General features: G+C 36.6%; 13 protein-coding genes. All 13 read left to right on the forward strand.

Features of this window, described 5'->3' with window-relative positions; all coding sequences use genetic code 11:
* Nucleotides 1-10: 10 nt before the first annotated feature.
* The 13 genes from smc (at nucleotide 11) to JOC86_RS16435 (ending at nucleotide 12,145) form a co-directional block, all read left to right on the forward strand.
* The gene (gene smc, locus JOC86_RS16375) at nucleotides 11-3,580 is read left to right on the forward strand and encodes a chromosome segregation protein SMC (protein WP_205173977.1); all 3,570 of its coding nucleotides are present in this window, start codon (nucleotides 11-13) and stop codon (nucleotides 3,578-3,580) included.
* A 12-nt stretch (nucleotides 3,581-3,592) separates the two neighbouring features.
* The gene (gene ftsY, locus JOC86_RS16380; protein ID WP_205173978.1) at nucleotides 3,593-4,579 is read left to right on the forward strand and encodes a signal recognition particle-docking protein FtsY; all 987 of its coding nucleotides are present in this window, start codon (nucleotides 3,593-3,595) and stop codon (nucleotides 4,577-4,579) included.
* A 184-nt stretch (nucleotides 4,580-4,763) separates the two neighbouring features.
* Entirely contained in the window at nucleotides 4,764-5,093 is a 330-nt protein-coding gene (locus JOC86_RS16385; RefSeq protein WP_205173979.1) for a putative DNA-binding protein, read from the forward strand.
* A gap of 12 nt (nucleotides 5,094-5,105) precedes the next feature.
* Nucleotides 5,106-6,452, forward strand: coding sequence for a signal recognition particle protein (ffh, locus tag JOC86_RS16390; RefSeq protein ID WP_205173980.1), 1,347 nt, complete (start codon nucleotides 5,106-5,108; stop codon nucleotides 6,450-6,452).
* A 118-nt stretch (nucleotides 6,453-6,570) separates the two neighbouring features.
* The gene (rpsP, locus tag JOC86_RS16395) at nucleotides 6,571-6,843 is read left to right on the forward strand and encodes a 30S ribosomal protein S16 (RefSeq protein ID WP_205174262.1); all 273 of its coding nucleotides are present in this window, start codon (nucleotides 6,571-6,573) and stop codon (nucleotides 6,841-6,843) included.
* A gap of 11 nt (nucleotides 6,844-6,854) precedes the next feature.
* Nucleotides 6,855-7,088, forward strand: coding sequence for a KH domain-containing protein (locus tag JOC86_RS16400; RefSeq protein ID WP_205173981.1), 234 nt, complete (start codon nucleotides 6,855-6,857; stop codon nucleotides 7,086-7,088).
* Between the two features lie 125 nt (nucleotides 7,089-7,213).
* Nucleotides 7,214-7,600 carry a YlqD family protein gene (locus JOC86_RS16405; protein WP_205173982.1) on the forward strand — a complete coding sequence of 129 codons (387 nt, stop codon included), beginning with the start codon at nucleotides 7,214-7,216 and terminating at the stop codon, nucleotides 7,598-7,600.
* Nucleotides 7,601-7,611: 11 nt separating this feature from the next.
* Entirely contained in the window at nucleotides 7,612-8,130 is a 519-nt protein-coding gene (gene rimM, locus JOC86_RS16410) for a ribosome maturation factor RimM (RefSeq protein ID WP_205173983.1), read from the forward strand.
* On the forward strand, nucleotides 8,127-8,864 hold the full coding sequence (gene trmD, locus JOC86_RS16415; protein ID WP_205173984.1) for a tRNA (guanosine(37)-N1)-methyltransferase TrmD: 738 nt from the start codon (nucleotides 8,127-8,129) through the stop codon (nucleotides 8,862-8,864). The genes rimM and trmD overlap by 4 nt, the downstream gene beginning before the upstream one ends.
* 137 nt (nucleotides 8,865-9,001) lie before the next feature.
* Nucleotides 9,002-9,346, forward strand: coding sequence for a 50S ribosomal protein L19 (gene rplS / locus JOC86_RS16420; protein ID WP_205173985.1), 345 nt, complete (start codon nucleotides 9,002-9,004; stop codon nucleotides 9,344-9,346).
* Nucleotides 9,347-9,796: 450 nt separating this feature from the next.
* Complete coding sequence (lepB, locus tag JOC86_RS16425) at nucleotides 9,797-10,351, forward strand: signal peptidase I (RefSeq protein ID WP_239587645.1); 555 nt, start codon at nucleotides 9,797-9,799, stop codon at nucleotides 10,349-10,351.
* Between the two features lie 65 nt (nucleotides 10,352-10,416).
* Complete coding sequence (gene ylqF, locus JOC86_RS16430; protein ID WP_205173987.1) at nucleotides 10,417-11,286, forward strand: ribosome biogenesis GTPase YlqF; 870 nt, start codon at nucleotides 10,417-10,419, stop codon at nucleotides 11,284-11,286.
* Between the two features lie 64 nt (nucleotides 11,287-11,350).
* Nucleotides 11,351-12,145 (forward strand): ribonuclease HII, encoded by a 795-nt coding sequence (locus tag JOC86_RS16435; protein WP_205173988.1) that lies wholly within the window; start codon nucleotides 11,351-11,353, stop codon nucleotides 12,143-12,145.
* Nucleotides 12,146-12,162 lie beyond the last annotated feature (17 nt).

Below are 12,162 nucleotides of genomic sequence, written 5' to 3' on the forward strand. Positions count from 1 at the left end.
AGGAAGAATTATGTTCCTCAAACGATTAGAGTCAATAGGTTTTAAATCCTTTGCAGAACGAATTGCCATTGAGTTTGTACCAGGTGTTACTGCCGTTGTAGGTCCAAATGGCAGCGGAAAAAGCAATATAATTGATGCGGTTCGCTGGGTATTAGGGGAGCAATCCGCAAAGTCTCTTAGAGGGGCAAAAATGGAAGACGTTATTTTTGCGGGAAGTGATTCAAGAAAGTCGTTAAATTATGCGGAAGTGACTCTAACTTTGGATAATCAAGACGGGGCTCTTCCAATAGATTACAGTGAAGTAAGTGTCACTAGAAGAGTCTTTCGGTCAGGGGATAGTGAATACCTGTTAAATAAACAACCTTGTCGATTAAAAGATATCATTGAATTATTTATGGATTCCGGTTTGGGAAAGGAAGCTTTCTCTATCATAAGTCAGGGGAAGGTTGAAGAGATTTTAAATAGTAAACCTGAAGAAAGACGTACAATATTTGAAGAAGCAGCCGGGGTTTTAAAATACAAATCAAGAAAGAAAAAAGCAGAAAATAAATTATCAGAAACACAAGAAAATTTAAATCGTGTTCATGACATCATTCATGAACTTGAGGGACAAGTAGAGCCTCTTAAAATTCAAGCCTCAATGGCCAAAGATTATTTAGAGAAGAAAGAGGAATTAGAGAAATTTGAGGTTGCTTTAACGGTACATGAAGTCGAAGAATTACATGAGGAGTGGCAATCTTTAAGTAAGCAGTTCGAAAAACATGGAGAGCAAGAAATAGCTCTTTCTACCCTTGTTCAAGAAAAGGAAACTCACTTAGAGGAAACTAGGGATCAAATAGCTGCTTTAGATGAATCAATTACTCAATTACAAGATGCGCTATTAGTAACGAGTGAAGAACTTGAGAAGCTAGAAGGAAGAAAACAAGTTCTACATGAACGTAAGAGAAACGCATCAAATAATCGTGAACAACTTGAATTGAATTTAAAGGAGTCTAAAGAGAAACTACATAGATTGTCTAATGAATTAATCGAAGCAAAGAGTGAATATACTCATTGTCTAAATGAAGTCAAGGCATTAAAAGAAAAATTATCAAAAAAACAAACTCAATATAATCATTTCAGTGAAAATTTAGAAGATGTGATTGAATCGTTAAAGAGTGATTATATTGAACAGTTGAATCAACAAGCAAGTGCAAAAAATGAAATTCAATATTTATCACAACAAATCGAGCAGCAAAAACACCGCAATGAAAGACTGGATAATGAAAATGAAAAATATCTTTCACAAAGACAGGAAATTGTCCTTTCGCAGAAGAAAGTTTTGAAAGATTATTCTTTAATAAAGGAACAATTAGAAGATCAAGTTGTAATTTTTAGAGAAGAGCAAAAAAAATTAGAATCTTTCCGTACTCAATATCAAAAACAGGAAACAACTCTATATCAAGCCTATCAGTATGTTCAACAAACAAAATCTAGAATTGATATGCTTGAGGAAATGGAGGAAGATTTTTCAGGTTTCTTCCATGGAGTTAAAGAGATTTTAAAAGCTCGTGGAAAATCTCTAAAAGGCATTGAAGGGGCTGTCGCTGAACTTATTACAGTGCCCAAAAAATATGAAACTGCCATGGAAACTGCACTGGGTGCATCCATGCAGCATATTGTTGTCGGGAATGAAGAGGATGGACGAAACGCTATTACATTCCTAAAGAGGAACCAGTTTGGCAGGGCCACATTCTTGCCCTTGAACGTAATGAAATCAAGAAATATTCAAGAGAGTATCCTTTCAATGATTAAGGGGCATTCTTCTTTCATCGGAGTTGCCTCTGACCTTATTGAATATAACTCCAAGTTTACATCCGTCATTTCCAATTTATTAGGGAATGTGATTATGGCGAAAGACTTAAAAGGAGCAAATGAATTAGCCAAAATCTTACAATATCGGTTTAGAATCGTTACCTTAGAAGGAGATGTCGTAAATCCAGGCGGTTCGATGAGTGGTGGAGCAGCGAAACAAAAGAAATCTTCTCTTCTCTCTAGGAAAGGAGAGCTTGAAGAGTTGAAAGCTAAGTTAGCATCGATGGAGGAAAAAACAAGTAGTGTTGAGAGACATGTTAAATCACTAAAGACTGAAACGGCTATTCAAGAGAAAAAAATTGAAGAACTAAGGATTAAAGGAGAACAACTTCGCCTTCGTGAACAAGAACTTAAGTCGAAGCAGAGAGAGCTTGAGATTGCACAAACGAATATGGATGAGCGCCTTTCAATATACGATATGGAAAAATCCGATTTCTCAACTCAGGAACAGAATAACAAAGACCGACAAGAAGAGTTAGAAAAAGACCTTAAAATGATCGACAAAGAATTAAAAAATCTGAACAGTAAAATTGAGGAGTTAACATTACAAAAAAATAATAACAATACCTCAAAAGAAGCTTTATCTGCTGAGATTAGTGATTTGAAGGCTGTTTTAGCGGCAAAAAATGAACAGCTTAATTCTAGTAAAAATGGCCGATCTCGTATTAATAATGAAATTCAAGAGACTGAAAAGAAGAAGAAGCATTATGAAGAAGAATTAAATTGGCTATTAAATGAAATGGAAAATGATTTTTCTGGGGAAGAGAAAGTGGAAGAAGCCGCGAAAGTCCGTCTCCAGGAAAAGAAAGAGACAGCAGAACTAATTTCTATAAGGCGAGAGGAAAGAATTAAGAAAACAAAAACAGCAGAAGTTCAAGAGTTAGAATTAAAAGAATTAAAGCGTCAGCATAGAGGTTTAGTAGGGGCATTAAAAGATGAAGAAGTCAAAATTAACCGATTAGATGTAGAATTGGAAAATCGATTAACTCATTTACGGGAAGAATACCTACTATCATTTGAAGCAGCTAAAGAAGATTATCTATTAGAAATAGAGGTAGAAGATGCTCGTAAAAAAGTGAAATTAATAAAACTTGCCCTTGAAGAACTAGGAACTGTAAATTTAGGTGCCATTGATGAATATGAACGAGTATCTGAACGATTTGAATTTTTACTTGAGCAAAAGACGGATCTTCAGGAAGCGAAAGATACACTATTTCAAATCATTGCGGAGATGGATGAAGAAATGATCAAGAGATTTGATACTTCTTTTAAGGCCATCAAAGGAGAATTTGAAGATGTCTTTAAAGCGTTGTTCGGTGGTGGAAGAGCAGAACTAAAACTTACCAATCCCAAAGACTTATTGAATACAGGGGTGGATATCGTTGCACAGCCTCCGGGTAAAAAACTGCAAAATCTAGGTCTCCTCTCTGGTGGGGAGAGAGCATTAACGGCTATTGCCCTATTGTTCTCAATATTAAAAGTTCGTCCAATCCCATTTTGTATACTTGATGAAGTGGAGGCTGCCCTTGATGAGGCAAATGTCCATCGTTTTAGCAAGTATTTAAAACAATTTAGTGAGGAAACCCAATTTATTGTGATTACCCACCGTAAAGGCACAATGGAAGAAGCAGATGTATTGTACGGAGTAACAATGCAGGAGTCTGGGGTTTCTAAGTTAGTATCTGTTCGCTTAGAAGATTCCAAACAATTACTAGAGTCTAAGTAGAGGTGAATAGCTTTGAGTTTTTTTAAAAAGTTAAAAGACAAGTTTTCACAATCATCCGATGCTGTTACGGAAAAATTTAAGGACGGTTTGTCGAAAACACGTGACAATTTTACATCGAAAGTCAATGATCTTGTAGCACGTTATCGTAAAGTAGATGAGGATTTCTTCGAAGAATTAGAAGAGATTTTAATTGGGGCCGATGTTGGTTTTGAAACCGTCATGGAATTAATTGATGAACTTAAACTTGAAGTGAAACGAAAAAATATTCAAGAAACGAAAGAGTTACAAAGTGTTATATCTGAAAAGCTAGTGGAGATCTATCATGGTGACGAAGGTCATTCTAATAGTTTAAACATCCAAAGTGAAGGATTAACAGTCATTTTAATGGTTGGTGTTAATGGGGTAGGAAAAACAACGACAATTGGAAAAATGGCTCACATGTTCAATTCGGAGGGCAAAAAAGTTCTGTTGGCAGCGGGAGATACTTTTAGGGCTGGAGCGATTGAACAACTCGAGGTTTGGGGTGAACGAGTTGGAGTGGATGTTATCAAACAAGGTGCAGGTTCAGATCCGGCAGCAGTCATGTATGATGCCATTCAATCAGCTCGTGCTAGAAAAGCAGATGTCCTATTATGTGACACGGCTGGTAGACTTCAAAACAAAGTAAATCTGATGAATGAACTTGAAAAAGTGAAGAGAGTAATCGAAAGAGAAATTCCAGGAGCACCTCATGAAGTGCTTCTCGTATTAGATGCCACCACTGGACAAAATGCCATGATTCAAGCAAAAACCTTTAAAGAAGCAACAAATGTATCAGGAATTGTGTTAACAAAGTTGGATGGTACGGCTAAAGGTGGAATTGTACTTGCGATTCGAAACGAGCTGAAGATACCCGTAAAATATGTGGGTCTTGGAGAAGGAATGGACGATCTACAACCATTTGATGCAGAAAAATATGTGTATGGCCTCTTTTCTACACTGGTTGATGAAGAGAAATGATAGTATGAGAAAGCAGACTTCTTGTGTTTAGGAGTCTGCTTTTTTCAGGTGCTTATGAATCAAAAATGAACAGTACTATTCTTAAAATAAATGCAAGTTAATTCCGGCTAATCCTTGACATTTACCTAATAAGCCTGTATATTTTCTAATGTAAAGGTTTTTCACTTAACAAGGAGGGGAAGGCATGCTGGAGAAAACAACTCGTATGAATTATCTTTATGATTTTTATCAATCGTTGTTAACTCCTAAGCAGCGAAGTTATATGTCCCTCTATTATCTTGACGATTATTCGTTAGGAGAAATAGCCGAAGAATATAGTGTTAGTCGTCAAGCTGTATATGACAACATTAAACGTACAGAGGCAATGCTTGAAGAATATGAAGAAAAACTTTTATTATTTCAGAAGTTTCAAGAGCGTAAGGTCATCTTACAAAATATGAAAGAATCGTTAAATAACAATACTTCTAAAAGTGGGATCCTAAATCTTTTAGACTCACTAGAGAAATTGGATTAGGAGGCGGCATAGATGGCATTTGAAGGATTAGCCGACCGACTGCAGGGTACGATTCAGAAAATCCGTGGAAAAGGGAAAGTTTCAGAAGCGGATGTAAAAGAAATGATGAGGGAAGTACGTTTAGCTCTATTAGAGGCTGACGTCAACTTTAAAGTTGTTAAAACTTTTGTTAAAAAAGTTAGTGAACGTGCTGTCGGCCAGGAAGTCATGCAAAGCCTGACTCCAGGACAGCAAGTGATCAAAGTAGTAAAAGAAGAGCTTACTGAACTCATGGGTGGAGAGCAGAGTCAAATAGCGACAGCTAAACGTCCACCAACTGTTATCATGATGGTTGGTTTGCAGGGTGCTGGTAAAACAACGACCACTGGGAAATTAGCTAACCTATTAAGAAAAAAGTACAATCGTAAACCGCTATTAGTTGCAGCAGATATTTATCGACCTGCAGCTATTAAACAGCTTGAAACACTTGGGAAACAGTTAAATATGCCTGTGTTTTCCATGGGCGACCAAGTAAGTCCAGTAGAAATTGCAGATAAAGCTATTGAAAAAGCAAAAGAAGAACATCATGATTATGTTTTAATTGATACCGCTGGTCGTCTTCATATTGATGAAGAACTGATGGGTGAATTAAAGAACATAAAAGAGTTGTCTAAGCCTGATGAAATTTTCTTAGTGGTAGATGCAATGACAGGACAAGATGCTGTAAATGTAGCACAAAGCTTTAATGAGTCTCTTGGAATAACTGGTGTTGTTTTAACAAAGCTTGACGGGGACACCCGTGGTGGAGCGGCTCTTTCTATCCGTTCTGTTACAGAGAAACCTATCAAATTTGTTGGAATGGGCGAGAAATTAGATGCTCTAGAGGCATTTCACCCTGAGAGAATGGCTTCTCGTATTCTTGGGATGGGAGACGTTTTATCCCTTATTGAAAAAGCTCAAGCAAACGTTGATGAAGAAAAAGCAAAAGAGCTTGAGCAGAAAATGCGGACGATGTCCTTTACATTTGATGATTTTCTGGATCAATTAGGTCAAGTAAAGCAAATGGGACCATTGGATGAACTAATTAAAATGTTACCCGGCGCTAACAAGATGAAAGGCTTGGATAAAATTTCAGTTGATGATAAACAACTTGTTCATGTTGAAGCCATCATTCAATCTATGACAAAAGAAGAAAAACAACATCCTGAAGTGATTAATGCAGGTCGAAGAAAAAGAATTGCAAGAGGCAGTGGCACTTCTATTCAAGAAGTAAACCGCCTGCTTAAGCAATTTGAGGAAATGAAGAAAATGATGAAACAAATGAGCGGCATGCAAGGGAAGGGCAAGATGAAAAAAGGCATGAAATTCCCATTTATGTAGCTCTTGGTAAGTCTTAATAGCAAAGAATTTAATGCTGTTAAGAAAAAACACTTTACAAACAAAACATACATTTGATATTATACTATCTTGTGTGAAACTATTCGGAGGTGCTTTAAAAATGGCAGTAAAAATTCGTTTAAAACGTATGGGAGCTAAAAAATCTCCTTTTTATCGTATTGTAGTAGCAGATTCTCGTTCACCACGTGATGGACGGTTCATCGAAACAGTAGGAACTTACAACCCAGTTGCACAACCAGCTGAAGTTAAAATCGATGAAAGCCTAGCTCTACAATGGTTACAAAATGGTGCTAAACCATCTGACACAGTTCGTAACCTTTTCTCTAAAGAAGGCATTATGGAAAAATTCCACAATGCTAAGAATAGCAAGTAAGCTATTAGCCTATGGAAGAACTAATTTTAACGATTGTAAAGCCCTTGGTTGATCACCCTGATGAGGTTAAAATTAACTTAGAAGAAAGTGATCGATCCATTACTTATAAACTATCCGTGCATCCTGAGGATATGGGTAAAGTAATAGGCAAGCAAGGGCGCGTAGCGAAAGCCATTCGAACTGTGGTCTATGCTGCATCAGGATCTAAACAACAGAAGAAGGTCTTTTTAGAGATCGTTGAATAGAGGGAGGATTATCCTCCCTTTTTACATACCCTTTTTTAATCGATTATGTTAAAATTTTGAAATTGTTCATTTTCATCTCTGAAGAAAAAGCCTGAAGAATAGGATTATTAGTAGGGGGCGTTAAGGTGAAAATCCTTCAGAAGATTACAATTAAACAAGTATTAACAGAGGAAAGTAAGCGCACTTTAATCAATAAGTATGAAGGGAGAAAGCATCAACTCCAAAAAGAGTGTGATCAATTACGATTTGAGCTGAAAAAATTAGAAAAGTCTAAGAGATTTTCTTCTCAAAGTCTAAAAGACAATTTTGAAAAAGAGATGTCGGTGAGGCAAGAGAAGATAAAGCTGGTTGATTTTCAATTAGAGCAATTACATATCCTTCCACTTGAAAGTGAATTGAAAGAAAAAGAAGTTCAAGGTATTGTAGACATAGATATTGGTGACAATTGGGATGAACAAACCTTAGAGAAAACGATCGTAGTGAAAAATGGAATTGTGACGGAAATACGTTAGAGGTGAATGAAATGGATAAATGGTTTAATGTTGGAAAAATCGTAAATACTCATGGTGTTAGAGGAGAAGTAAGAGTCATTTCTAGAACCGATTTCCCTGAAGAGAGGTATGAACTAGGAAATACACTCTATCTTTTTTCTTCTCTACAAGAAGAGCCGCTTCCTCTAGTAGTAAAGAGCCATCGAAGACATAAGAATTTCGACCTTTTAACATTTGAAGGCTTTGACAATATTAGTCAAGTTGAACCATTTAAAGGAAGTCTATTAAAAGTACCTGAAGAACAGCTAAGTGAGCTTGAAGAAGGAGAATTTTATTTTCATGAAATTATTGGTTGTCATGTGATAACGATTGATGGACAGGAAATAGGTATCGTTAAAGAGATTTTATCAACAGGCGCTAATGATGTATGGGTTGTAAAAGGTAACGGTAATAAAGAGCACCTTATTCCGTTTATTGATGATGTTGTTAAAGAAGTGAATATTGACGATAAACAGATCATTATAGAGCCGATGGAAGGGCTATTACAATGAAAATAGATGTCCTTTCCCTTTTTCCTAAAATGTTTGAAGGTGTCCTTGGAGAATCGATATTAAAAAAAGCTAAGGAAAAAAATGCGGTTGAATATAACGTTATTAATTTCAGAGAGTTTGCTGACAACAAACATGGACAGGTGGATGACTATCCATACGGTGGAGGTGCAGGTATGGTGTTAAAGCCTCAGCCAATATTTGATGCTGTTGATCACTTAACAAATCAAACAGAAGACAACCAGAAACCACGTGTGGTCCTTCTTTGTCCTCAGGGTGAACGCTATACACAATCAAAAGCAGAAGAATTGTCTAAAGAGGACCATTTAATCTTTATTTGTGGGCATTATGAAGGCTATGATGAAAGAATACGAGAGCATGTTATTACAGACGAAATTTCCATTGGAGATTTTGTCTTAACGGGAGGAGAGTTAGGAGCGATGGTGATTATTGATAGCGTCGTTCGTCTCTTACCAGGGGTTTTAGGGAATGAAGACTCCCCGGTTCTTGACTCTTTTTCATCTGGACTGCTCGAACATCCTCATTATACAAGGCCAGCAGACTTTAGGGGTCTAAAAGTGCCTCCTGAATTAATTTCTGGAAATCATAAGGTTATTGAAGAATGGAGACAAAAAGAATCTATTAGACGGACTTATGAAAGAAGGCCAGATCTATTAGAAAATTATCCATTAAATGATCAACAAAAGAGCTGGATAGAAAAATGGAGAAATTCTTGAGTGACCATTGCAACATGAATGTGGGTGTGATATTATAGTCTTTGTGACTTGAGCTCAATTGCACTTGTCATTCGATCTGGATGTTCCGCTACAATCATCGCTTTTGTAAGAGCATCTGTTGGAAGGAGTTGAAAAAGATGCACAAATTAATCGAAGAAATTACTAAAGAACAACTTCGCAGTGATTTACCATCTTTCCGTCCTGGTGATACAGTTCGTGTACACGTTAACATCGTTGAGGGTACTCGTGAACGTATTCAGGTATACGAAGGAGTAGTAATCAAACGCCGCGGTGGTGGTGTAAGCGAAACGTTTACAGTTCGTAAAATTTCTTATGGTGTTGGTGTTGAACGTACATTCCCTGTACACACACCAAAAATCGCGAAGCTTGAAGTGATTCGTCGTGGTAAAGTCCGTCGTGCGAAACTTTACTACCTACGTAACCTACGTGGTAAAAAAGCTCGTATTAAAGAAATTCGATAGTTTTTTGAAAAAAGGAGCTTGGTTACAAGCTCCTTTTTCTTCTTTAATAAAGGCTATTTTCGTCAAGATTATTCCTTTTCGAACAAGGTAGAAACCCGAAATGATTAAGGTTTCAGAGCATTTTTTCGTCAAAGCAAAAATTGTTTCATTAGGTATTGATTGATATCAGATATTTATAATTGATACAAAAGCAACGAATTTAAGAAAAGAGCCTTAATAAAGAAAACTCTAACTTAAATGATCAATATTCAAGATAACTAATGTAAAATTACTCCGTTTTTTGTAAAATGAATAAGAGGGCTTCCTTAGAGATATTTATAATCTTTTCAATTTCTTAAGGAAGTTCGTCAAATGCTAGCGCAAGCAGCTAGCCTCTATAGAGAGAGGTATATACATAATGCTATCAAAGACTTGTGCCGTTTGATACTACATACTAGGTGGTGTACGATTTTGGCTAGAGAGAAAAATGAATTATGGGAGTGGACCAAAGCATTACTTATTGCAGTGGGCCTAGCAGCAATTATTCGCTATTTTTTATTTGCACCAATTGTTGTTGACGGCTTATCGATGAGCCCTACATTAGATAATGGCGACCGTATGATTGTCAATAAGTTAAACTATAATGTGGGGAACCCTGATCGGTTTGATATTGTGGTATTCCATGCACCGGAGAAAAAGGATTATATTAAACGAGTAATCGGGCTTCCAGGTGATAAAATTGAATATAAAGATGATACTTTATATATAAATGGTAAACCCTATAAAGAACCATATTTAGATAAAAAAAAGCAAAAATTAACTAACGGGAAACAATTAACAGAAGATTTTACTTTAGTAGAGAAAACGGGAAAAGAAACCGTACCAGAAGGACATCTTTTTGTAATGGGTGACAACCGTCAATTTAGTAAAGACAGCCGGCATATTGGTACGATTCCAATTGAAGAAGTAATCGGAGATACAAATCTGGTTTATTGGCCAATCGAGGAAATTCGATGGGTGGAATAGTTGTACATTAAGCATTAATAGGAATGAATAACGAGAAGAACAGAGAATAAGAAAGAGGTGGTCGTATGACCATTCAATGGTTTCCGGGCCATATGGCTAAAGCTCGTAGACAAGTAACGGAAAAGTTAAAGCTTGTCGATATTGTTATAGAACTTGTAGATGCGAGAATCCCCCTATCATCTAGAAATCCAATGGTAGATGAAATAGTTCAACAAAAGCCCCGCTTAGTGCTTTTAAATAAAGCAGATATGGCAGATCCAGAAATGACAAAGAAGTGGATCGAATATTTTAAGGAAAAAGGTTTCACAGCACTTGCTGTTAATGCTCAAGGTGGTACAGGGCTTCAAGAAATTGTGAAATCGTCAAAAATCATTCTAAGTGCGAAGTTTGAGAGAATGAAAGCGAAGGGGATGAATCCTCGAGCTATACGTGCGATGATTGTAGGAATCCCGAACGTAGGAAAATCAACCATTATTAATAGACTTGCGAAAAAGAACATTGCTAAAACTGGAAATACTCCTGGAGTAACGAAAGCTCAGCAGTGGATTAAGGTCGGTAAAGAACTTGAGTTATTAGATACACCTGGTATTCTTTGGCCGAAATTTGAGGATCAAGAAATAGGATATAAACTAGCATTAACAGGTGCCATCAAAGATACCATCCTAAATCTACAAGATATCTCCGTATATGGACTTAGGTTCTTAGAAAAGCATTATCCAGAACGATTAAAGAATCGATACAATATGGATGAAATTCCAGAAGAGATTGTCGATCTCTTTGATATAATCGGAAAACAAAGAGGGTGCTTAATGGCAGGTGGAGAAATCAATTACGATAAAACCTCCGAGTTGATCATTAGAGATATTCGCGATGAACGGTTAGGAAAGCTCACATTCGATTTACCTGAAAATCTATCGAAATATGACAGAGACTGAGACTATTTATGTTCAGTCTCTTTACTTTTACGATATCATTGTCGATACATATAGGAGAGGAAATATGTCTAAATTACCAAGTATTAAAGAAATAGAAACCATATTAAAAGAAATAGAAGATCCAAAAGATGATAGACTACAAAAGTACGGGAAGGATTCACGAATAGGAGTTCAACGATTAATAAAAAGATGGATGAAACAAAAGCGTGAAGAAGAAATGCAGTCCCTAGAGTTTCAACAACTTTGTATATTTGAAAAAGAATTAAGGGACGAAGGGTACCAATACATAACAGGGATTGATGAAGTTGGACGGGGACCAATAGCTGGACCAGTTGTTGCTGCGGCAGTAATTCTTCCATCGACCTTTTTTTTACCTGGGATAAACGATTCGAAAAAATTAAGTGAGAAAAAAAGAGAGCTTTGTGCAAAATATATAACGAAACATGCCATTTCTGTAGGAATAGGGATTGTATCTTCTAATGAAATTGATCAAATTAATATCTACCAAGCGACTAAAAAAGCGATGATTTCAGCGATTCATCAACTGAATGTAAAACCAGAATATTTATTGATAGATGCAATGCAACTAGAAGTCCCCTATCCTCAAAAGTCAATCATTAAAGGGGATTCTAAAAGTGTTTCGATTGCGGCAGCATCTATCATGGCAAAGGTAACAAGAGATCGAATGATGAAGGAATATGCTGAAGAGTACAAGGACTATGGTTTTGAAAAGAATATGGGTTATGGGACAAGAGAACATCTCAATGGGCTGAAATTGTATGGTGCAACACCGATCCATAGAAAGTCCTTCGCTCCAGTTAAGGATCTATCAAGAATGAAAGAGCTTAGTGACTCATAGATCTATATAGTTAAGGG

The organism is Rossellomorea pakistanensis, from assembly GCF_016908495.1.
In the GTDB taxonomy this organism is placed as follows: domain Bacteria; phylum Bacillota; class Bacilli; order Bacillales; family Bacillaceae_B; genus Rossellomorea; species Rossellomorea pakistanensis.